The sequence below is a fragment of the Delftia tsuruhatensis genome, assembly GCF_903815225.1.
Taxonomy (GTDB): domain Bacteria; phylum Pseudomonadota; class Gammaproteobacteria; order Burkholderiales; family Burkholderiaceae_C; genus Comamonas; species Comamonas tsuruhatensis_A.
Genome location: NZ_LR813084.1, coordinates 4,647,221 through 4,667,890, shown reverse-complemented (window position 1 = coordinate 4,667,890; position 20,670 = coordinate 4,647,221). Strand labels below are relative to the sequence as shown.

At 67.9% G+C, this 20,670-nt stretch carries 18 protein-coding genes; 10 read left to right on the top strand and 8 right to left on the bottom strand.

From position 1 onward, the window contains the following. Positions 1 to 67 precede the first annotated feature (67 nt). Positions 68 to 1,090: a methionine synthase gene (locus tag L1Z78_RS21230; protein WP_234638326.1), complete on the bottom strand. Its 1,023-nt coding sequence runs from the start codon at positions 1,088 to 1,090 to the stop codon at positions 68 to 70. Between the two features lie 117 nt (positions 1,091 to 1,207). Beyond that, the gene (locus L1Z78_RS21225) at positions 1,208 to 2,191 is read right to left on the bottom strand and encodes a DUF1852 domain-containing protein (RefSeq protein ID WP_234638325.1); all 984 of its coding nucleotides are present in this window, start codon (positions 2,189 to 2,191) and stop codon (positions 1,208 to 1,210) included. A 442-nt stretch (positions 2,192 to 2,633) separates the two neighbouring features. Here L1Z78_RS21225 and L1Z78_RS21220 point away from each other — a divergent pair, with 442 nt between their 5' ends. The 3 genes from L1Z78_RS21220 (at position 2,634) to L1Z78_RS21210 (ending at position 5,998) form a co-directional block, all read left to right on the top strand. Next, on the top strand, positions 2,634 to 3,791 hold the full coding sequence (locus tag L1Z78_RS21220; protein WP_234638324.1) for a BMP family ABC transporter substrate-binding protein: 1,158 nt from the start codon (positions 2,634 to 2,636) through the stop codon (positions 3,789 to 3,791). 174 nt (positions 3,792 to 3,965) lie between these two features. Next, positions 3,966 to 4,946 (top strand): aromatic ring-hydroxylating oxygenase subunit alpha, encoded by a 981-nt coding sequence (locus L1Z78_RS21215; RefSeq protein WP_234638323.1) that lies wholly within the window; start codon positions 3,966 to 3,968, stop codon positions 4,944 to 4,946. Then, positions 4,946 to 5,998 (top strand): adenosine deaminase, encoded by a 1,053-nt coding sequence (locus tag L1Z78_RS21210; protein WP_234638322.1) that lies wholly within the window; start codon positions 4,946 to 4,948, stop codon positions 5,996 to 5,998. Before L1Z78_RS21215 ends, L1Z78_RS21210 begins: the two co-directional genes overlap by 1 nt. Before the next feature lie 6 nt (positions 5,999 to 6,004). Here L1Z78_RS21210 and L1Z78_RS21205 read toward each other — a convergent pair whose 3' ends face one another. Then, on the bottom strand, positions 6,005 to 6,445 hold the full coding sequence (locus tag L1Z78_RS21205; protein ID WP_234638321.1) for an HIT family protein: 441 nt from the start codon (positions 6,443 to 6,445) through the stop codon (positions 6,005 to 6,007). Positions 6,446 to 6,629: 184 nt separating this feature from the next. Between L1Z78_RS21205 and L1Z78_RS21200 the strand changes: the two genes are divergently transcribed. The 3 genes from L1Z78_RS21200 (at position 6,630) to dcd (ending at position 9,754) form a co-directional block, all read left to right on the top strand. Beyond that, complete coding sequence (locus L1Z78_RS21200) at positions 6,630 to 7,736, top strand: BMP family ABC transporter substrate-binding protein (protein WP_234638320.1); 1,107 nt, start codon at positions 6,630 to 6,632, stop codon at positions 7,734 to 7,736. 91 nt (positions 7,737 to 7,827) lie between these two features. Next, entirely contained in the window at positions 7,828 to 9,120 is a 1,293-nt protein-coding gene (guaD, locus tag L1Z78_RS21195) for a guanine deaminase (protein ID WP_234638319.1), read from the top strand. A 61-nt stretch (positions 9,121 to 9,181) separates the two neighbouring features. Next, entirely contained in the window at positions 9,182 to 9,754 is a 573-nt protein-coding gene (dcd, locus tag L1Z78_RS21190; protein ID WP_234638318.1) for a dCTP deaminase, read from the top strand. 49 nt (positions 9,755 to 9,803) lie between these two features. Here dcd and nadB read toward each other — a convergent pair whose 3' ends face one another. The 4 genes from nadB to L1Z78_RS21170 form a co-directional block, all read right to left on the bottom strand. Continuing rightward, positions 9,804 to 11,306, bottom strand: a complete 1,503-nt coding sequence (gene nadB, locus L1Z78_RS21185; protein WP_234638317.1) for an L-aspartate oxidase — start codon at positions 11,304 to 11,306, stop codon at positions 9,804 to 9,806. Between the two features lie 10 nt (positions 11,307 to 11,316). Next, the gene (gene nadA / locus L1Z78_RS21180; RefSeq protein ID WP_234638316.1) at positions 11,317 to 12,450 is read right to left on the bottom strand and encodes a quinolinate synthase NadA; all 1,134 of its coding nucleotides are present in this window, start codon (positions 12,448 to 12,450) and stop codon (positions 11,317 to 11,319) included. A gap of 112 nt (positions 12,451 to 12,562) precedes the next feature. Next, a complete protein-coding gene (locus L1Z78_RS21175; RefSeq protein WP_234638315.1) occupies positions 12,563 to 14,317 on the bottom strand; it encodes a sensor domain-containing diguanylate cyclase in 1,755 nt (584 codons plus the stop codon). Between the two features lie 15 nt (positions 14,318 to 14,332). Beyond that, entirely contained in the window at positions 14,333 to 15,292 is a 960-nt protein-coding gene (locus tag L1Z78_RS21170) for a delta(1)-pyrroline-2-carboxylate reductase family protein (protein ID WP_234638314.1), read from the bottom strand. A 101-nt stretch (positions 15,293 to 15,393) separates the two neighbouring features. Between L1Z78_RS21170 and L1Z78_RS21165 the strand changes: the two genes are divergently transcribed. From L1Z78_RS21165 to L1Z78_RS21155, 3 genes are all read left to right on the top strand, one after another. Then, a complete protein-coding gene (locus tag L1Z78_RS21165) occupies positions 15,394 to 15,783 on the top strand; it encodes a hypothetical protein (protein WP_234638313.1) in 390 nt (129 codons plus the stop codon). Positions 15,784 to 15,892: 109 nt separating this feature from the next. Then, positions 15,893 to 16,765 (top strand): neutral zinc metallopeptidase, encoded by an 873-nt coding sequence (locus tag L1Z78_RS21160; protein ID WP_234638312.1) that lies wholly within the window; start codon positions 15,893 to 15,895, stop codon positions 16,763 to 16,765. Between the two features lie 139 nt (positions 16,766 to 16,904). Further along, a complete protein-coding gene (locus L1Z78_RS21155; protein ID WP_234638311.1) occupies positions 16,905 to 18,371 on the top strand; it encodes a DEAD/DEAH box helicase in 1,467 nt (488 codons plus the stop codon). A 66-nt stretch (positions 18,372 to 18,437) separates the two neighbouring features. On the opposite strand, the gene L1Z78_RS21150 is transcribed toward L1Z78_RS21155, so the two are convergent. Next, positions 18,438 to 19,283 carry a symmetrical bis(5'-nucleosyl)-tetraphosphatase gene (locus L1Z78_RS21150; protein WP_234638310.1) on the bottom strand — a complete coding sequence of 282 codons (846 nt, stop codon included), beginning with the start codon at positions 19,281 to 19,283 and terminating at the stop codon, positions 18,438 to 18,440. Positions 19,284 to 19,307: 24 nt separating this feature from the next. On the opposite strand from L1Z78_RS21150, the gene L1Z78_RS21145 reads away from it, so the two are divergent. Then, positions 19,308 to 20,621 carry a hemolysin family protein gene (locus L1Z78_RS21145; RefSeq protein WP_234638309.1) on the top strand — a complete coding sequence of 438 codons (1,314 nt, stop codon included), beginning with the start codon at positions 19,308 to 19,310 and terminating at the stop codon, positions 20,619 to 20,621. Positions 20,622 to 20,670: the final 49 nt, after the last annotated feature.

Sequence of the window (20,670 nt, the reverse complement as noted above, 5' to 3'; positions counted from 1 at the left end):
GGCAAGTCCGGAACACGCGCCGGCACGGGCTGCATCGACACAGCGACCGAGGCGTTTCAGCGCTTCATCATGCCTTGAGCCGCTCCTTCGCCAGCCTGGTGCCTTGCGCCAGCGCTTGCAGCTTGCGCCAGGCCACGTCCCGCGCCATCGGAGCCAGGCCGCAGTTAGTGCACGGGAACAGCCGCTCCTTGGGCACGAATTCCAGTGCCCGGCCGATGGTGTCGGCCACTTCCTCGGGGGTCTCCACCACGTCGCTGGCCACGTCGATCACGCCGACCATCACGTCCTTGCCGGCCAGCAGCTGCATCAGGTCAGGCGGCACGTGGGAGTGGATGCATTCCAGGCTCACCTGGTCGATGCGGCTGCGGGCGAGGGCCGGGAACACGGTTTCGTACTGGCGCCATTCGTCGCCCAGGGTGCTCTTCCAGTCGGTATTGGCCTTGATGCCGTAGCCATAGCAGATGTGCACCGCCGTCGTGCAGCTCAGGCCCTGCGCCGCGCGCTCCAGCGCCTGCACGCCCCAGTCGGCGGCATCCTTCATGTAGACATTGAAGGCGGGTTCGTCGAACTGGATGATGTCCACGCCATCGGCCTGCAGGGCCAGTGCTTCCTGGTTGAGCAGTTCCGCGAACGCAAAGGCCATCTTGACCCGGTCGCCGTAGAAGCGGTCCGCCACGGTGTCGACGATGGTCATGGGGCCGGGCAGGGTGAACTTCAGCTTCTTCTTCGTGTGAGCACGCGCCAGCTGCGCTTCAAAGGCATGCACGCGGCCCTTCAGGCGCAGGGCCGACACCACCTGCGGCACCATGGCGTCGTAGCGGTTGTCGCGGATGCCCATCTTCACCTTGTTCTCGAAGTCGATGCCTTCGACCTGCTCCAGGAAGCCGTGAACGAAATGCTGTCGCGACTGCTCGCCGTCGCAGACGATGTCCAGGCCGGCATCTTCCTGGGCCTTGATCCACAGCAGCGTCGCATCGGCCTTGGCCTGGCGCAGCGCATCGCCCTCGGCCTTCCACTGGGGCCAGAGCTTGTTGGTTTCAGCCAGCCAGGCGGGCTTGGGCAGGCTGCCGGCGATGGAGGTTTCAAACATTCGAGGGTTCCTTTGAGGCAAAGAGGGTGGCGGGTATTTTCGGGATGGACCGGCACGGGTGGCCTCGTGATGGGACGCTGGAAAGCGCCGTCATGACGGGCCTGTTTTCCCGGTGGGTCAGAGCGTGCAATCGGCAGTCCATCGGTCAAGAACATGCTTGTACGGCCGGATGAAATGCTCCTGCGCGAACTTCCCCTGCTTGACCGCCAGCTGGCTGCGTTCTTCCCGGTCGTAGACGATCTGCGTCAACGAGTAATCCGGATTCTTCAGGCTCGGCTGGTAGATTTTTCCCGCCGCGCAATTGGCGTTGTAGATTTCGGGGCGATAGATCTTCTGGAATGTTTCCATGGTGCTGATGGTGCCGATCAGCTCCAGATTCGTGTAGTCGTGCAGCAGGTCGCCATGAAAGTAGAAAGCCAGCGGGGCCACGCTTTTCGGGGGCATGAAAAAGCGGACCTGCATCCCCATTTTTGCGAAGTATCGATCGGTCGAGGACAGTTCATCCTGGTGGTATTCGACGCCCAGTATCGGATGCTGGTTGCCGGTATGCCGGTAGGTCTTGCCGGTCGAGGCGCTGATGCAGATGACGGGCCGCTTGGCGAAGCGCTTCCTGTAGGCGTCCGAGCCGACGAATTGCCTGAACAGCATGCCATGCAGGTCGCCGAAATCGTCCGGAGTGCCGAACTCGGGCCGATGGGCGTTGTACTCGGGAAGCAAGATGCTGAAGTCGTAGTCGCGCACGTAGGAGGAGAAGTTGTTCCCCACGATGCCGGCTGTGCGCTGGTTCGTCTTTCTGTCGAGAACATGGGTCTGCAGTATCTCGATCAACGGAAATGCGCCATGGCTTGTCTGGTTGCCGATGGCCATTTCGACCGAGATGATCTCGAGTTCGACGCCGTATCGGTCTCTGCTGGGGTTGTCCCAGTGCGCCAGGTCGTTGAAGCGGTTGTCAATCATCCTCAGCGTGTTGCGCAGGTTCTGCTGGCGGCTCTTTCCCCTGGCCAGATTGGCAAAGTTGGTGGTGAGGCGCGTGCTGTCCGACGGGCAATAGTTCTCATCGAAGCGGATGCTCCTGAGGTGAAAGCCGAGTTCTTCGTTCATGGCGATTCAGGGATTGGTTATGGGAGATGAAGCTGGACTCCACCTGCAGGCGGCAGCCATTTCCTCTGCAGGGAGGATCGGGGCGGCGGCTCGGGGGAGCCCAAACGAACAATGCAAGCGGATGGTAGGGTGGTGAATCGATGAAGTAAAATGGTCTTATTTCACTAATCAATGAGTGAAATTCATTTGAACGCGTGGGCACATCGGCCCCGGCCGTAGCTTGCGATTCCTCGCCGAACCATGCCCGTCAGCCGCGCCATGGATGCCTGTGCACCAGGCCTGTGCAAAGTTTCCGAAATGTGGTTTCCCCGCATGCCTGGAGGCCATGGCCGGTTGGGTTGGCGTCTTTCTTGCTTTATTCTCGGGACCCATCGCGGCAGGCCCGTGCTGGTGCGGGCCCGTCTTTCTCCTGTCTGCGGCAGGACCACTTGAGGAAACTTCGATGACTGATCTTCACAAACGCTCCCTGATCAAGGTGGCAGCGCTGTCGGCCGTGGCCGCCGCCGCGCTGGCCGGCTGTGGCAAGAAGGAAGAGGCCGCTCCCGCGCCTGCTCCCGCTGCCGAGGCCCCCGCTGCCGCCGCGACCGAGCCGCTGAAGATCGCCTTCGCCTACGTGGGCCCTGTCGGCGACGGTGGCTACACCTTCGCCCATGACCAGGGCCGCAAGGCGCTGGAAAAGGAATTCGGCGACAAGATCAAGACCTCCTACGTGGAAAGCGTGCCCGAGGGCGCCGACGCCGAGCGCGTGCTGCGCGACATGGCCGCCAACGGCAACAAGCTGGTCTTCGGCACCACCTTCGGCTACATGGAGCCCATCCAGAAGATCGCGCCCGACTTCCCCGACGTGAAGTTCGAGCACGCCACCGGCTACAAGACCGCCGCCAACGTGAGCACCTACGACAGCCGCACCTATGAGGGCGCCTACCTGGCCGGCATCATCGCGGGCTCGATGACCAAGTCCAACGTGCTGGGCGTGGTCGGTTCCGTGCCGATTCCCGAGGTGCTGCGCAACATCAACAGCTTCACGCTGGGTGCCCAGTCGGTGAACCCCAAGATCACCACCAAGGTGGTCTGGGTCAATGAGTGGTTCGCTCCTCCGAAGGAAACCGAAGCCGCGACCTCGCTGATCAACGGCGGCGCCGACATCCTGTTCCAGAACACCGATTCGCCCGCCGTGCTCAAGACCGCCGAGGAAAAGGGCAAGCGCGCCTTCGGCTGGGATTCGGACATGACGGCCTATGGCCCCAAGGCCCACCTGGCCTCGGCCATCATCAACTGGACGCCTTACTACACCAAGACCGTGCGCGACATGCTGGACGGCAAGTGGAGCAGCCAGCAGACCTGGTGGGGCGTGAAGGAAGGCGCGATCGACATCGTCTCGCTGGCCGAGGACGTGCCCGCCGAGGCCAAGGCCAGGATCGAGGAAGTCAAGAAGGGTCTGAAGGACGGCACGTTCCAGATCTGGAAGGGCCCGATCGCCGGCCAGGACGGCAAGGAGCTGCTGGCCGCGGGCGCCGTGGCCGAGGACAAGTTCCTCACCGGCATCGACTTCTACGTCAAGGGCGTGGAAGGCAAGGTGCCGGGCAAGGACAGCAAGTAAGACGCATTGCACGGCCCGGCGCGATGCCGGGCCGTCGCGCAGCCAAGGCCGCCTGCGGGCGGCCTTGGCGTTGGTGCGCCGCAGCGGCGTGGCCCGCCTGCGTGGGTTTATGCTCACTGCTGGCCGCCGCATGCCGGCGGCCGCGCAACAACAGACGACAAGAGATTCCCCCCCATGATCGAAAACACCTTCTGGCACCCGGTGGCCCAGGCCTGCGAAGTCCTGGACGCACCGCTGGGCGTACAGCTGCTGGGCCAGCCCGTCGTGCTCTGGCGCGACCCCCAGGGCCAGGTCCGCGCCTTCCTGGACCGCTGCCCGCATCGCGGCGCGCGCCTGTCCATGGGGCGCGTGGACAACGGCCAGCTCGAATGCCCGTACCACGGCTGGCAGTTCGCCGGCAGTGGCCAGTGCGTCAAGGTGCCTGCCTTGCCCAGTTTCACGCCGCCGGCATCGCAGTGCGTCAAGGCCTTCGAGGCGCAGGAGGCCCATGGCCTGGTGTGGGTGCGGCTGGCCCCGGGCGAGCAGGAGGCTGCGCTGCCGGCCTTCGGCGCCGAGACCGACGAGCACCTGCGCAAGCTCAACTGCGGGCCCTATGACGTGGCCGCCAGCGCGCCGCGCATCATCGAGAACTTCCTGGACATGTCGCACTTCGGCTTCGTGCATGAGGGCTGGCTGGGCAGCCGCGATGCCACGGCCATCGAGGCCTATGCCGTGGAGGCCACGCCCACCGGCGTGCTGGCCACGGGCTGCAAGGCCGTGCAGCCGCAGTCCAACCTGCATTCGACCAGCGCCGCCGAGGTCGAGTACACCTACGAGGTCACGGCGCCCTACGCGGCCGTGCTGACCAAGGTCCCCGAGTCCGGCACCACCAAGGCCGGCTGGCGAGAGTCCATCGCCCTGTTCATCTGCCCGGTCACGCCCGAGACCAGCCGCGTCTGGTTCCGCCTGGCCGTGGCCGATTTCGATTCGCCCGACGCGCAGTTGCAGGAGTTCCAGCACACCATCTTCTGCCAGGACCAGCCTGTGCTGGAGTCGCAGCAGCCCAAGTGCCTGCCGCTGGATCCGCGCGCCGAAATGCACTCTGCGGCCGACCGCATGTCGTCCGCCTACCGCCGCTACCTCAAGGCCAGCGGCATCACCTTCGGAGTCTGCTGATGAACGCCAACATCCCCCAGGTGGCCGCAGCCCATCTGCCGTCCCTGCTCAAGGCCATGCCCAAGGCCGAGCTGCACATGCACATCGAAGGCTCGCTGGAGCCCGAGTTGATCTTCGCCCTGGCCCAGCGCAACGGCGTGAAGCTGCCCTATGCCAGCGTGGAGGAGCTGCGCCGCGCCTACGCCTTCACCGACCTGCAGAGCTTTCTGGACATCTACTACGCGGGCGCCAGCGTGCTGCTGTACGAGCAGGACTTCTACGACATGGGGCGGGCCTACCTCCACCGCGCCGCGCAGGACAACGTGGTCCATGCCGAGATCTTCTTCGATCCCCAGACCCACACGCACCGCGGCGTGGGCATGGAGACCGTGATCAACGGCCTGTACCGCGCCTGCCGCGATGCCGAGATCGAGCAGGGCATCTCGTCCGCCCTGATCCTGAGCTTCCTGCGCCATCTCAGCGAGGAGGATGCCTTCGCCACGCTGGAGGCCGCGCTGCCGCTGCGCGACCGCTTCATCGGCGTGGGCCTGGACAGCAGCGAGGTCGGGAACCCTCCCGAGAAGTTCGCGCGCGTGTTCGCGCGCTGCCGCGAGCTGGGCCTGCATGTGGTGGCCCACGCGGGCGAGGAAGGTCCGCCCGCCTATATCTGGGGCGCGCTGGACGTGTTGCACTCCGAGCGCATAGACCACGGGGTGCAGGCCATCCACGACGCGGCACTGATGCAGCGCCTGGTGCGCGATGGCGTGCCGCTGACCGTGTGCCCGCTGTCCAACCTCAAGCTGTGCGTGGTCTCCGACCTGGCCCGGCACAACCTGCCGCAGCTGCTGGAGGCCGGGCTCAAGGTCACGGTCAATTCCGATGATCCGGCCTACTTCGGCGGCTACGTCAACGAGAACTACCTGCAGCTGTTCGCGGCCACCGGCATGGGCGCGGGCGAGGCCTGGCAGCTGGCGACCAACAGCTTCGATGCCAGCTTCGTCACGCCCCAGCAGCGCGCCCACTGGATGCGCCAGCTGGAGGCCGTGTTCGCCCGCCATGCGGCCATGGCCTGAGCCTGGTCAGGCCAGCGCCTGTCGTAGGCGCCCGGCATAGTCCTCCAGGGCCTGCATGCCGGGTTCCTTGCGGGGCCAGCCCAGGCCCACGCCGTCGCCCTCGTGGCGCGGCAGCACATGCAGATGGAAGTGGAATACCGTCTGCCCGCCGGCCGCGCCATTGGCCTGGAACAGGCTGATGCCCTCGGGGTCGAAGGCCGTCTGCACGGCCTGGGCCATGCGCCGGGCCGTGCGCATCACGGCGCCGGCCTCCTCGGGCGTCAGGTCCAGCAAGGTCACGGCATGGCGCTTGCTGGCCACCAGCACATGGCCGGGATTGACCTGGCCGATGTCCATGAAGGCGATGGTCTGCTCATCCTCCCAGACCTTGGCGGACGGAATCTCGCCGGCCACGAGGCGGCAGAAGATGCACTGGCCCGGGGGCGAGGTGTCGACGAACATCGGCATGGTCTTGTACTCCTTGGTGGTTGAAATTTGCCGGTGATCTTAGTGGACGCTATCCGCCTGGGCATATACCGGCCATAAGCGCAGGCCCGGGTAGCGGCCGCGGGCCCTGCCTATAATCGCGCCCCGCACCGGCCGCTGCCCATGGCCGGTGCGTTTTCATTTCCGGGCCATGTAGAGGAACACCATGTACAAAAACCTCGCAGCCGCCATCGCGGCCGCCAGTCTTGTATCCACGGCCCTGGCCCAAGGCCATGCCACCCGTTCCCCCGCAGCAGACACCGCGCCGCTCAAGGCGGCCTTCGTCTATCTGACGCCCGTGCTCGACGCGGGCTGGACGCGCCAGCACGACGAAGGCCGGCGCGCGTTGCAGTCGGCCCTGGGCCCGCGCGTGCGGACCAGCGCCGTGGACAGCGTGCCCGAAGGCCCCGATGCCGAACGCGTGCTGCGCGACCTGGCCGCCTCGGGCAACCGGCTGATCTTCACCACCAGCTTCGGCTACACCGAGTCCGTGATGCGCGTGGCGCGCGACTTCCCGCAGGTGAGGTTCGAGTCGGTCACGGGCTTCAAGCGCGCGGACAACGTGGCCACGTCGAATGCGCGCTACTACGAGGGCCGCTACCTGTCGGGCATTGCCGCGGGCCGCGCCAGCAGGACGGGCGTGGCCGGCTTCGTGGTCGGCTTTCCGATTCCCGAAGTGCTGCAGGGCATCAATGCCTTCACGCTGGGAATGCGCTCGGTCAACCCAAAGGCCACGGTCAAGGTGGTCTGGCTGGATACCTGGTTCGACCCGCCGCGCGAGCGCGACGCGGCCATGGCGCTGTTCAACGGCGGCGTGGACGTGGTGTCCTTCCAGGTCGCCTCCACGGCCGTGATGCAGGCGGCCCAGGAGCGCGGGCGCATGGCCATCGCCTACCACTCGGACATGCGCAAGGACGGGCCCGATGCACAGCTGCTGGCCGTCACCCACCAGTGGGGCGACTACTACACGGCGCGCGCCAGGGCCGTGCTGGATGGGCGCTGGAAAAGCCAGGACACCTGGGGCGGCGTGCGCGAGGGCATGATCCGCGTCGAGGGCTTCGGCCCCCGTTTGCCGGCTGCCGTGCGCGAGGAGGTGCTGTCGCGCCAAAGGGAGATGGCACAGGGCCGCCTGCATCCGTTCAAGGCGGGCAGCGAGCCGATCCGCGACAACCAGGGCCGGGTGCGCGTGCCCGCCGGCAAGCAGCTGGAGGACGCGCAGATCCTGCAGATGAACTGGCTGGTGGACGGCGTGCAGGCCACGCTGCCCCAGTGATCTTCGCGTAAACCCTAGGGCGGCGCCCGCCGATGGCGCCTATAGCGATGCGGATATGGAAGGCGGGAGGCGGCCCGCTAAGCTTGGCACCATGCAAATCTATAGATCCTCACTGCTGCGTTTTGCCGACGATGGCCAGGCGCTCTACGATGAAGACGGCCTGCTGGCCATCGCGCCGGACGACAAGGGCCGCCAGCGCGTGGTGGCTGCCGGCAGCTGGCAGGCACTGCAGGCGCATTACACGGGCCGCCCCGGCGTGCAGTTCACGCACCTGCCGGGGCGCCTCCTGGCGCCGGGCTTCATCGACCTGCATATCCACTATCCGCAGACCGATGTGATCGGCGCGCCGGCTCCGGGCCTGCTGCCCTGGCTGGAGAAGTACACCTTCCCGCATGAGTCGGCCTTTCGCGAGCGCGACCACGCGGACGCGGTGGCGCAATTCTTCCTGGATGAACTGTTGCGCAACGGCGTGACCACGGCCCTGGCCTTCGCGACCTCGCATCCCGGATCGGTCGATGCGCTCATGCAGGCCTCGCAGGCCCGCAGCATGCGCATGATCACCGGCAAGGTGCTGCAGGACCGCCACAGTCCCGACGGCGTGCGCGACCAGACCGAGCAGAGCCTGATCGATACCGAGGCCCTCATCCGGCGCTGGCACGGCGTGGACCGCCTGGGCTATGCCATCACGCCGCGCTTTGCGCCCACCAGCACGCATGCGCAGCTGCGCGGCGCGGGCGAACTGGCCGCGCGCTACGGCGATGTCTGGATCCAGTCGCATGTGGCCGAGAACCTGGACGAGGTGCGCTGGGTGGCCGAGCTGTTTCCCAAGGCGCGCAGCTACCTGTCCGTCTATGACGATTTCGGGCTGATGCGCGAGCGCGCCGTCTATGCGCACTGCATCCACCTGGACGACGAGGACCGCGCCCTGCTGCGCGAACGCCGCACGGCCGCCGCCGTGAGCCCGACCAGCAACCTGTTCCTGGGCAGCGGCTTCTTCGACTTCGCGCGCGCCGATGCCGCGCAGTTCCTCTACGGCCTGGCCAGCGATGTGGGCGGCGGCATGAGCTTCAGCCCCTTCAGGACCATGCAGGCCGCCTACGTGGCCGGTCGCGAGGGCCAGACCAAGCAGGGCCTGAGCCTGTCGCCCGGCAACCTGTGGTGGCAGCACACGGCGGGCGCGGCGCGCGCGCTGGGACTGGCCGGGCAGGTCGGCAACCTGCAGCCCGGCTGCGAGGCCGACTTCGTGGTGATCAACCCCGCCTGCACGCCGCTGCTGGAGCGCAAGACGCGCCAGGCCGCGAGCCTGGACGAACTGTTGTTCGCCATGATCATCCTGGGCGATGACCGCCTGATCGAGCGCACCGTGATTTCTCAAGCAAAATAGCGCCTTTGCGCCAGTGCCCGGCCGGGTGCCGGCGCTTGCACAAGGACAGCAGGAAATTGCCATGAGCATCAAGAGCGACAAGTGGATCCGTCGCATGGCCGAGGATCACGGCATGATCGAGCCCTTCGAGCCGGGCCAGGTCCGTGCGGTCGATGGCAGGAAGATCATCAGCTACGGCACCAGCAGCTACGGCTACGACATCCGCTGCGCACCCGAATTCAAGGTGTTCACCAACATCCACAGCACCGTGGTGGACCCCAAGAACTTCGATGAGAAGAGCTTCGTCGACTTCGAGGGCGACAGCTGCATCATCCCGCCCAACAGCTTCGCGCTGGCGCGCACGGTCGAGTACTTCCGCATCCCGCGCAACGTGCTGACCATCTGCCTGGGCAAGAGCACCTATGCGCGCTGCGGCATCATCGTCAACGTCACGCCCTTCGAGCCCGAATGGGAAGGCTATGTGACGCTGGAGTTCTCCAACACCACGCCGTTGCCGGCACGCATCTATGCGGGTGAAGGCTGCGCCCAGGTGCTGTTCTTCGAGAGCGATCCCGACGATGTCTGCGAGGTCAGCTACCGCGACCGTGGCGGCAAGTACCAGGGCCAGGTGGGCGTCACCCTGCCGAAGGCCTGATTGATCGTGACCCGCAGGAAAGGCCCGCAGCACATGCTGCGGGCCTTTTTCATTCCACCAGCGCCGGGGCGGCGTCGATGCGCGAATGCGCGCCGCAGCTCTCGCGTCGCGCGGCGGCGGCCGAGGCCATGAGCCAGCAGACGTCGAGCTGGTTGCGCAGCGCGTGGCCGGCGGCGGGCTCCAGCGCCTGGCGCCATGCGGCAATGCGTTGCAGCGCGTGGGCCAGTCCCTGGTCGCTGCGCTGTATGCCCACGCAGTCATGCATGAGCTGGCGCAGTTGCTGCTCCACGGCGGCGGTATCCACTGCCTGAAGGCTGGACCCCATGGGGCCGGCGACATGCGCGGGCGCCTGGACGGCGGCCGGCTGCTGTGCGATGGCCCGGGCCGCCGCGCGCCCCATCACCACGCATTCGAGCAGGGAATTGCTGGCCAGCCGGTTGGCGCCATGCAGGCCGGTGCGCGCCACCTCGCCGATGGCATGCAGGTCCTGAAGGTCCGTGCGCCCGTCGATGCCGGCCAGCACGCCGCCGCAGGCGTAGTGGGCACAGGGCGCCACGGGGATCGGCTGCGTGGCGATGTCGATGCCGTGCGCGGCGCACAGCGCCATGATGGCCGGGAAGTGCGCCTGCAGCCAGGGCCGGGGCCGGTGGCTGATGTCCAGGTGCACGAAGGCCAGTCCGTGGCGGGCCATCTCGTGCCAGATGGCGCGCGCCACGATGTCGCGCGGCGCCAGCTCGGCCCGGGCGTCGTGCAGGGGCATGAAGCGCGTGCCGTCGGGCAGGCGCAGCAGGGCGCCCTCGCCGCGCAGCGCCTCGGAGACCAGGCCGGCGGCGCGCCCGTCCACCTGCAGCGCCGTGGGGTGGAACTGCATGAACTCCAGGTCGCCCACGCGGCAGCCCGCGCGCCAGGCCATGGCCAGACCGTCGCCCGTGGCGGTGGCGGGGTTGGTGGTGCAGGGGTAGACCTGTCCCATCCCGCCCGTGGCAAGCACGGTGCGGCCCGCATGCCAGTGGCGCAGGGTCTGGTCGGGCATGCGCACCAGTGCACCTTCGCAGCGCGCGGGCTGGCCCGCGGTCAGCAGGTCGAGGGCGCTGGTGTGCTCGTGCAGCGCGATGTTCGGGCGCGCGCGGCAGGCGCGCAGCAGGGCCGCATGCACGGCCTGGCCCGTGGCGTCGGCCGCATGCACGATGCGGCGCCTGCCGTGGCCGCCTTCGCGTGTCAGGTGCAGGCGGCCGTCCGCCTCGCGGGTGAAGGGCACGCCGTGGGCGAGCAGCCATTCGATGGCCGCGGGAGCCTGTTCGAGGATGGCGCGCACGGCCCGGGCGTCGCACTGGCCGGCGCCGGCCACGAGCGTGTCCTGCACATGCGCGTCCAGGCTGTCTTCGGCATCGAGCACGGCCGCGATGCCGCCCTGGGCCCAGGCGCTGGCGCATTCGTCGGCCGCACCCTTGCTGAGCAGACTCACGCGCAGGTGCGCGGGCAGCGACAGCGCCGTGGCCATGCCGGCCAGGCCCGCGCCGATGATCAGGACGTCCGTGGAGGGCTGGGTCATGGCGTTCTCCTCAGGCGGGGCCGAAGTGGCGGAACAGGGCCTGGTCATGCGCCAGGTCCCCGCTGGCGCGCACGGGCTGGCGGTGGCCGGCGGCGAAGGCCAGCATGCGCTCGATGGGGCGGCGCGCGGCCTCGGCGGTGGCGGGGTCCACCTCGATGGCGCACAGGCCCTGCTCCAGTGCCTGCTCGACGCCGGACAGGCTGTTCATCGCCATCCAGGGGCACATGGCGCAGCTCTTGCAGGTGGCGCCCTGGCCGGCCGTGGGCGCGGGCAGGAAGGTCTTGCCCGGGTAGCGCATGCGCATGTCGTGCAGGATGCCCTGGTCGGTGGCCACGATGAAGGTGTCGGTGGCCAGCCGGCCGGCCGCGTTGATGAGCTGGGTGGTCGAGCCCACCACGTCGGCCTGGGCGGCCACGGCGGCCGGCGACTCGGGGTGGACCAGGATGGCGGCGTGCGGGTGCTCCCGCGCCATGGCGGTCAGCTCGTCGGCCTTGAACTCGTCGTGGACCAGGCAGGAGCCGTGCCACAGCAGCATGTCGGCGCCGGTCTGGCGCTGGATGTAGGCGCCCAGGTGGCGATCCGGTGCCCACAGGATCTTCTCGCCGCAGGCGTGCAGGTGGGCCACGATGTCCTGGCCCACCGAGGAGGTGACCACCCAGTCGGCGCGCGCCTTCACGGCCGCGCTGGTGTTGGCGTAGACCACGACGGTGCGGTCGGGGTGGGCATCGCAGAAGGCGCTGAAGGCATCGGCCGGGCAGCCCAGGTCCAGCGAGCAGCTGGCGTCGTCATCGGGCATGAGCACGCGCTTTTCGGGGCTCAGGATCTTGGCGGTCTCTCCCATGAAGCGCACGCCGGCCACGACCAGGGTGGAGGCGGGGTGTTGCGCACCGAAGCGCGCCATCTCCAGGGAGTCGCCCACGCAGCCGCCGGTCTCGCGCGCCAGGTCCTGGAGCTCGCCATCGACGTAGTAGTGGGCCGCCAGCACGGCGTCGTGCTCCTGCAGCAGGGCGCGTATGCGCTCGGCCGTCCGCTGGCGCTGGAGGCGGTTCTGCTCGGGGGGGACTCGGGCCCAGGCTTCGCCGATGCCGCACTGGCCGGCGATGGGGAACTGGGGCTTGTCGTACTGCACGGATTTGAGCTGCATGGTGGCCGTCCGGATCTGGGAGGAAAGGCTGGTGATGGCTGCAAATGATATGCTCAATTTGAGTATTAGTGTGATGTTTTTTCCGCATGCCTGTCGTGCGGAAAAAGGGGAACTAGCGCTGCAGCCGGACGTTGTTGCGGCCCGCGCCCTTGGCTTCGTAGAGCGCCTCGTCTCCACGGCGCAGCATGGCGGCGGCCGTGTCCGTGGTGCCGCGCAGCGTGGCCACGCCCATGCTGGCGGTGACGGGCTCGCCGTGGGCCATGGGGCTGTGCGCCAGCAGCTCGCGCAGTTGTTCCGCGATGGTCACGGCCGCGTCGGCCGTGGTGTCGGGCAGCAGGGCCAGGAATTCCTCGCCGCCCATGCGCGCCAGCACATCGGACTCGCGCAGGCGCAGGCGCAGGACGCGAGCCAGGGTGCGCAGTACCGCGTCGCCCTTGTCGTGGCCGTGCTGGTCGTTGATGCGCTTGAAATGGTCCACATCGATGACCAGCACGCTCAAGGGCCGGCCGCTGCGGCGGGCCAGTGCCATGGCGAAGTCCAGCTGGAACTCGAAGCCGCGGCGGTTGAGCAGGCCGGTCAGCGGGTCGCTGCGCGCCTGGTGCTCCAGCTCGGTGTTGGCCTGCTGGAGCTGCAGCGTGCGTTCACGCACCTGGCACTCCATGGCTTCGTTGGCCGATTGCAACTGGGCGATGCTGCCGCGCAGCGCCTCGGACAGGCGCTGCACTTCGCGGCTGCTGTGCAGCCGGGGAATGTCGGCGGCCGCGCCGCTGCCATGGATGTCGTTGGCCGCGCGGGCCAGGCGCTTGAGGTCCTGACTCAGCCTGCGCGCCACCAGCCAGGCGATGACGGCCGCCAGCAGCGCGGCGGCCAGGCCGCCGGCCAGCACCTGGTGCATGGCCTGGCGCGCGGGCGCGTAGGCGCTGTCCTGGGGCTGGCGGGCCACGATGTGCCAGCCCATGTCCGTGGTCTGGCTGCGGGCCTGCAAGGCAACGGTCGCGGTCAGGAAGCGCCGGGGACTGTCCCGCCATTGCGCGATCTGCACGGGCAGCAGGGCGGATCCGGGCGACAGGGCGTGCGTCACCGGCAGGCGCTGGTCCAGCTCGGTCCAGCGCTGCAGGCTGTCGCCCGGGGCATGCAGGAGGCGGCCGTTGCGGTCGAAGATGAACAGCTCGATCTGGCGGTCGCCACTGTCGGCCTGCTGCAGCGTTCGCATGGTCTCGCGCACCCATTGCCAGCTGCTGTGCATGCACAGCACGCCCTGCGTGAGGCCTCCCACCCGGATGGGGGCGGCGAAGTCCATGAAGCGCTGGGCGCTGCCGTCGGGCGTGGGGGGAAGCAGGGCGGTCAGTTGCGAGGAACTGCGCACATCGCCGACATGCACGCGCTGCAGTCCCGGTTCGAACCAGGGCCGGTCGCTGACATCGCTGTTGAGCAGCAGCCGGTCGGTGGCGCTGCGCACCGTGCCTTCGGCATCGGCCACGCCGATCCAGAGATTGGAGGGGGTCAGTACGCGGGCGCGGTTGAGCAGGGCGTCCACGCCGGGGGCATCCAGGCCCTGGACCCACAACTCGGGGGAGGCCGCCAGCACCTGCACGGTGTGGGCGCGGTCGAACAGCCCGTTGGCCAGCTCCCGCGAAGCATTGGAGGCCACGGTGTGCAGCGAATTGCTGACTTCCTGCTCCATGCGCCAGCGCAGCAGCTCGCCGAAAGCCAGGGACATCAGCACCGTCACGCCCACCAGCAGGGAGCCGAATACCAGGGCCAGCTGGGTGCGCAGGCCCAGACGCTGCCAGCGGCCGGGCGTCCCGGCGTCGGCAGGGGCCGCAGGAGCGGGGGCAGGAGTGTCCGCAGGAGGGAGGTCGTTCAACGCGCGGGTCCGTCTTCAATCGGGCTGGTGGATGGCGGGGAGGGCAGCCTGGCGCAGGGCCAGCCGCGTGGCGGCAAGATCCCAGCCGCCCCAGCCGCAGCTCTTGAACAGCACGGGGGTGTGCGCGCGCGGCCATGCCTCGCGTACCACCTGCGCCAGCGTGGGAAGGGCGGCGACGTCGATGCCGGCCTGCAACAGGTCGCCGGCCTCGTGCAGCGCCTCTTCGGTATCGACGACCACGCGGCCATCGCGCAGCATGGCGCGGCACAGATCGGGCGCCAGCTCGACCATCTGCGGCGTGAAGGCGCCCACGGCCGACAGGAAGGTGTCGGCGCGCGGAGCCTCGTGCAGCACCACGGCGCGGGCCGGCGTGCAGGTCACGATCAGCGGGCACTGCCGTGCGGCGGCCTGCGCATCCGGCGCGAAACGGGCCTGCAGGCCCATGTCCCGGGCCCGCGTGACCAGTGCCTGCGCGCTGGCCTCGCTGCGCGAGGCCACCTGTACTTCGCGCACGCCCAGGCCCTGCGCGAAGGCCTCCAGGTGGGCCAGGCCCTGCACGCCGGCACCGATGATCAACAGCGCTCCCTCGGGATCGGGGGCCAGCCTTTGCGCGGCCAGCAGCGAGACGGCGGCCGTGCGCCGCGCCGTGACGGTGGGGCCGTCGAGGATGAGGCGACGCTCGCCCGTGGCCACATCGAAGACCACCACATCCCCCTGGATGGTGGGACGAGGCGTGCCGGCATTGCCGGGGGTGAGGCTGATCAGCTTGGTCATGGTCACCCGGCCATCGGTGGCGGGCATGCAGAACAGGCAGCCGCCCGCGGCCATGGGCATCACGATGCGGGCCGGCACCTGCACCGCCTGGGGCTGCAGGAGCAGGTCGGCGATCTCGTCGGCCAGTTCTTTCCAGGGCAGCAGGGCGGCCGTTGCCTGCGCATCGAGGGTGGTGGTGGGGGGGATGCGGGAAGGGCTCATGGGCGCGACTGTACACAGTAGGCGTGGACCGGCCAATGTGCAATGTGTCCGGTGGCATGCGCGGCTCCCCATGGTGCGCCGCAGGCACTACGATGTGGCCCATGCCACAAAAGCCTTCTTATCCGCGCGAGGAGCCCCGCTGGGACGGCTCCGCACGGCCCGAGGCGCGTCCCGACGCGCGCCCTGAAGCCCGTCCTGAAGCGCCACCCAGGCGGGCGGCCCCGCGCTACGAGCAGCAGCGGCGGGAGCCCGCTCCCGAACCCTGGCAGCGGCAGGAGCCCCCCAGCGAGCAGGCGCCGGCTGCGCGCCGGCCCGGCGAGCCTGCATCCGGGCGGCGCAGGCGGGGCGGATGGGGGCTGGGCCTGGTGGTCATCGTCGGCCTGGGGCTCGTGGCCGTGCTGCTGGCCGGCATGGTGCTGGTGGCCAGCGAACAGGTGCAGCGCAACCAGGCGCCCGCCTCCATGCCCCAGCAGGTGCCGCCGGTGCGCTGATACACGCCGTATCATTGCTGGACGCCGGGGGCTCTGCAGCCTTGCCGGTTCCGACGTAATATCGCCGCCCGATGCTGCAGGCCGCAGCGCAGATCCAGGAGCGAAGACCATGAGATGGGACGGTAACCGCGAGTCGGACAATGTGGAGGACCGCCGCGACGAAGGCGCTGGCGGCGGGCCCGTCTTCGGCGGGCGCAGCATAGGCATAGGCACCATCGTCATCGCGCTGGTGGGCGGCTGGGTGCTGGGCATCAATCCGCTGACCATCCTGGGGGCGCTCAGCGGGGGCTCGCCGGTGCAGGTGCAGCAGCAAGCGCCGGCGCACAGGCCACCCGCCGACGACAGGCTCGCGCGCTTCGTCTCCACCGTGCTCGCCGACACCGAGGATGTCTGGCGCGAGGTGTTCCGCCAGGGCGGCGCCCAGTATGTCGATCCCAAGCTCGTGCTGTTTCGCGGCGCCACGCCCACGGCCTGCGGCACGGGACAGTCGGCCATGGGGCCCTTCTATTGCCCCGCCGACCAGAAGGTCTACATCGACCTGGGCTTCTACGAAACCCTCAAGAACCAGCTCGGCGCACCCGGCGATTTCGCACAGGCCTACGTGATCGCCCACGAGGTGGGACACCATGTCCAGAATCTGCTGGGCATCAGCGCCCAGGTGGACCGCGCCCGGGGGCGGGTGAGCAAGGTCGAGTACAACCACCTGTCGGTCAAGCTGGAGCTGCAGGCCGACTGCCTGGCAGGCGTCTGGGCCAACCATGCGCAAAGCGCTCGCCAGATCCTGGAGCAGGGCGATGTGGAGTCGGCCATGAACGCAGCCGCCAAGATCGGTGACGACGCCCTGCAGCGCGCCGGGGGCGGTGCCGTCGTTCCCGACAGCTTTACCCATGGCACCAGCGCCCAGCGCCAGCGCTGGTTCAGCACGGGCCTGCGCACGGGCAGTGTCAAGTCCTGCGACACCTTCTCCGCCGCCTCTCTCTGAGTCCCTGGCGAGGGGCCGTGCCACGGGCCCTCATACCGGGTTTTTGCGGGTTGCGTTCACGCAACGCCATGCTTGTCCAGGTGCCAATTGGCGTTATTGCAACGCATAAATCGCGTCCGGTGCGACAATAGCGCCCTCAATGACAAGCTCTTTCTCCAATCTCCAACTGGCCGAGTCCCTGGCACGCGCCGTGGCCGACATGGGCTACGAGTCCATGACGCCCATCCAGGCGCAGGCCATTCCGGTCGTCCTGACCGGCAAGGATGTCATGGGCGCCGCCCAGACCGGCACAGGCAAGACGGCGGCGTTCTCGCTGCCCCTGCTGCAGCGGCTGATGCGCCACGAAAACGCCTCGGCATCGCCGGCACGCCATCCCGTGCGGGCGCTGGTGCTGCTGCCCACGCGGGAGCTGGCCGACCAGGTGGCGCAGCAGATCGCCCAGTACGCCAAGTACAGCAAGCTGCGCAGCACCGTCGTGTTCGGCGGCATGGACATGAAGCCGCAGACGTTGGAGCTCAAGAAGGGCGTCGAGGTGCTGGTGGCCACTCCGGGCCGGCTGCTCGACCATATCGAAGCCAAGAACGTGGTGCTCAACCAGGTCGAGTACGTGGTGCTCGACGAGGCGGACCGCATGCTGGACATCGGCTTCCTGCCCGACCTGCAGCGCATCCTGTCCTACCTGCCCAAGAACCGCACCACCTTGCTGTTCAGCGCTACCTTCTCGCCCGAGATCAAGCGCCTGGCCGGCAGCTACCTGCAAGATCCCGTCACCATCGAGGTGGCCCGTCCGAACGAGACGGCCTCCACGGTGGAGCAGCGCTTCTACAGCGTGAGCGACGACGACAAGCGCTATGCGCTGCGCTCGCTGCTCAAGCAGCGCGAGATCCGACAGGCCTTCGTCTTCTCCAACAGCAAGCTCGGCTGCGCGCGCTTGACGCGGGCGCTGGAGCGCGATGGCCTGCGTGCCGCGGCCCTTCACGGCGACAAGAGCCAGGACGAGCGGCTCAAGGCCCTGGAGGCCTTCAAGCGTGGCGAAGTGGACCTGCTGGTGTGCACCGATGTCGCGGCACGGGGTCTGGACATCAAGGATGTGCCCGCCGTCTTCAACTATGACGTGCCCTTCAATGCCGAGGACTACGTGCACCGCATCGGCCGCACGGGCCGTGCCGGCGCCTCGGGCATTGCCGTGACCCTGGTGACCAGCCACGACACGCGCCTGGTGGGCGAGATCGAGAAGCTCACCAAGAAGAAGATCAACGTCGAGGCCTGCCCGATGGAGGATTTCCGGGGCGGCCCGCGCGGGCATCGGTTCGACGACGTGCCCCGCCACAGCGGCCATGGCCGCGAGCGTGGCGAACGCTCCGAGCGTGGCGGCGATGGCGGTCGCGCAGGGGCCGGCTTCGGCCACCGTGGCTCGCGCATGGCGCAGCGCCCGGCGCACGCGGATCCTTTCTTCGACAAGCCTTACGAGCCGGCCGCCAGTTCCGATGCGAACTGGGAGAGCCAGCGCGCGGCGCCCAAGACCGGGGGCAACATCAAGCCCAAGCGCAAGATCGCCGCGCTGTTCAAGGCGCCCGTCATGCCTGCGGCGACTTCCGAGGCCTGAGCTTCGTCGGGCCGGACCTGCCATTGAGGAACAAACGCCTGCCTTGCAGGCGTTTTTTTCGAGGGGTCAGCCCGGCACCTGGGCCTGCGGGCAGTCCACCTGTATCAGTTCCCGATCAGACAGGCGGTCGCCGAAGCGCATCATGCTCAGGCATCCGCCCCAGACGCAGCCGGTGTCCAGCGCCACCAGGTCAGGGCGGTCGACATGGCCCAGCGTGGACCAGTGGCCGAAAGCGATGGGCACGCCTGCCGTGGCCCGGCCCGGCACATCGAACCAGGGCATGAGACCGGGCGCCGCCTGATCGGCCGATTCCGCACTGTCGAAGTCCATGGTGCCCTGCGCGGTGCAAAAGCGCAGCCGGGTCAGCGCATTGACGATGACGCGCAGGCGCTCCCAGCCCGTGAGCTGCGGGGACCAGTGGTCGGGCTGGTTGCCGTACATGGCCTTGAGGAACTCGGGCAACCGCGCGCCGCGCAGGACGGCATGCACTTCGTCCGCCAGGTCCATCACCTCCTGCGACGTCCATTGCGGCAGCACGCCGGCATGGACCATCAGCAGCTCGTCGCCGAGCGCCGTGCGGTGGCTGCGCGCCAGCGGCTGGTGGCGCAGCCAGTCCAGCAGCCCGTCCCGGTCCGGGGCCTGCAGCATCCGGGCCAGGGTATCGCGCCTGCTGTTGCGGCGCTCGCCATGGGCGGCCGCCAGCAGGTGCAGGTCATGGTTGCCCAGCAGCGCGCGCATGGAGTCGCCGGCGGCCATGCAAGTGCGCAGCACCTTGTCCGAATCCGGACCGCGGTTCACGAGGTCGCCAAGAACGTACAGGGTATCGCGGCTCGCGGAGAAATCGACGCGGCGCAGCAGTCGCTCAAAAGCGTCGTGGCAGCCCTGGATATCGCCGATACAGTAAAGTGCCATGGTCTTCTTTCTGATGTCTGAACCATGGATTTTCTGCTGATCGCGTTGCTGACGCTGCTCAATGGGGTGTTTGCAATGTCCGAATTGGCACTGGCCTCCAGCCGCAAGGCGCGGTTGGTGGCCCTGGCTGAAACAGGCGACAAGGGGGCGATGGCCGCGCTGGCCCTTCTTGAGAACCCCACGCAGTTTCTTTCGTCGGTGCAGGTGGGGATCACCTCCATCGGCCTGCTCAACGGCATCCTGGGCGAAGCGGCTTTCAGCGACGGGCTGGCCGCATGGCTGCAGGGACTGGGCATTCCGGACCGCGCGGCCAGCATTTCGGCCACGGCGGCCGTCGTGACGATCATCACCTTCGTCACCATTGTCTTCGGCGAACTGGTTCCCAAGCGCATAGGCCAGCTGTATCCGGAAACGGTGGCCACCATCATTTCCCGACCCATGACCTGGGTGGCATCGGCCGCCAAGCCTTTCGTGCGGCTGCTGGCATTTTCCACGCGTGCCGTGCTGACGCTGCTGCGCATCAATGAATCGGCGGCGCGCGCCGTGACCGAGGAGGAAATCGCCGCCAGCCTGGCGGAAGGGCGCGAGGCCGGCGTGATCGAGGCCAGCGAGCATCAGATGGTGCAGAACGTCTTCCATCTCGATGACCGTCCATTGACCTCCATCATGGTGCCGCGCAGTGATGTGCAATGGCTGGATGCGGACATGACGGTCACCGAGGCATTGCAGGCCTCGGCGGACGGCCATGAAAAGGGCGGCCATTCCTGGTACCCGGTATGCCGCGGCTCCCTGGACGATGTGGTGGGCATCATCAGCGTGGCACGCCTGCTGGCCCTGGGCCCGCAGCAAAGGGACACGATTCTCCATGAGCATGTGCTGGCGGCCTCCTTCCTGCCGGAGACGCTCAGCGGCATGGAGCTGCTGGAGCAATTGCGGGCCCGATCCGGACGCATGGTATTCGTCGTCGATGAATATGGCGTGGTCCAGGGCATCATGACCCCCCGTGATCTGCTGGAGGCGATCACAGGCGAGTTGCAGCCGGTGACCGAGGCCGAGGCCTGGGCCATGCAGCGCGAGGATGGCTCCTGGCTATTGGACGGATTGATGCCCATATCCGAGCTGAAAGCCCGTCTGGATATTCGGGAGCTGCCCGATGAGCACCGTGGCCGTTACAACACCGTGGCGGGGCTGCTTATGGCGGAAAGCGGCCATTTGCCCATTCTCGGGGAGCGTGTGAACTGTGCCGGATGGACGTTTGAAGTCATCGATCTGGACGGCAAGCGCATTGACAAGGTGCTTGCGATATCGGATTTATCCGAGAACGCGCCCTTGCAATAAGCATCAGCGATATTGTGGATTTTGCTTACATGATGGTTGCCCCACCGGG

Bases quoted from the DNA above. Each gene is read 5' to 3' on its own strand.
- L1Z78_RS21200 (WP_234638320.1), top strand. From the start codon at position 6,630: ATGTACAAAAACCTCGCAGCCGCCATCGCGGCCGCCAGTCTTGTATCC.
- L1Z78_RS21205 (WP_234638321.1), bottom strand. From the start codon at position 6,445: ATGCCGATGTTCGTCGACACCTCGCCCCCGGGCCAGTGCATCTTCTGC.
- L1Z78_RS21210 (WP_234638322.1), top strand. From the start codon at position 4,946: ATGAACGCCAACATCCCCCAGGTGGCCGCAGCCCATCTGCCGTCCCTG.
- guaD (WP_234638319.1), top strand. From the start codon at position 7,828: ATGCAAATCTATAGATCCTCACTGCTGCGTTTTGCCGACGATGGCCAG.
- nadB (WP_234638317.1), bottom strand. From the start codon at position 11,306: ATGACCCAGCCCTCCACGGACGTCCTGATCATCGGCGCGGGCCTGGCC.
- L1Z78_RS21165 (WP_234638313.1), top strand. From the start codon at position 15,394: ATGCCACAAAAGCCTTCTTATCCGCGCGAGGAGCCCCGCTGGGACGGC.
- L1Z78_RS21170 (WP_234638314.1), bottom strand. From the start codon at position 15,292: ATGAGCCCTTCCCGCATCCCCCCCACCACCACCCTCGATGCGCAGGCA.
- L1Z78_RS21220 (WP_234638324.1), top strand. From the start codon at position 2,634: ATGACTGATCTTCACAAACGCTCCCTGATCAAGGTGGCAGCGCTGTCG.
- dcd (WP_234638318.1), top strand. From the start codon at position 9,182: ATGAGCATCAAGAGCGACAAGTGGATCCGTCGCATGGCCGAGGATCAC.
- L1Z78_RS21225 (WP_234638325.1), bottom strand. From the start codon at position 2,191: ATGAACGAAGAACTCGGCTTTCACCTCAGGAGCATCCGCTTCGATGAG.
- L1Z78_RS21160 (WP_234638312.1), top strand. From the start codon at position 15,893: ATGAGATGGGACGGTAACCGCGAGTCGGACAATGTGGAGGACCGCCGC.
- L1Z78_RS21155 (WP_234638311.1), top strand. From the start codon at position 16,905: ATGACAAGCTCTTTCTCCAATCTCCAACTGGCCGAGTCCCTGGCACGC.
- L1Z78_RS21230 (WP_234638326.1), bottom strand. From the start codon at position 1,090: ATGTTTGAAACCTCCATCGCCGGCAGCCTGCCCAAGCCCGCCTGGCTG.
- L1Z78_RS21150 (WP_234638310.1), bottom strand. From the start codon at position 19,283: ATGGCACTTTACTGTATCGGCGATATCCAGGGCTGCCACGACGCTTTT.
- L1Z78_RS21215 (WP_234638323.1), top strand. From the start codon at position 3,966: ATGATCGAAAACACCTTCTGGCACCCGGTGGCCCAGGCCTGCGAAGTC.
- L1Z78_RS21145 (WP_234638309.1), top strand. From the start codon at position 19,308: ATGGATTTTCTGCTGATCGCGTTGCTGACGCTGCTCAATGGGGTGTTT.
- nadA (WP_234638316.1), bottom strand. From the start codon at position 12,450: ATGCAGCTCAAATCCGTGCAGTACGACAAGCCCCAGTTCCCCATCGCC.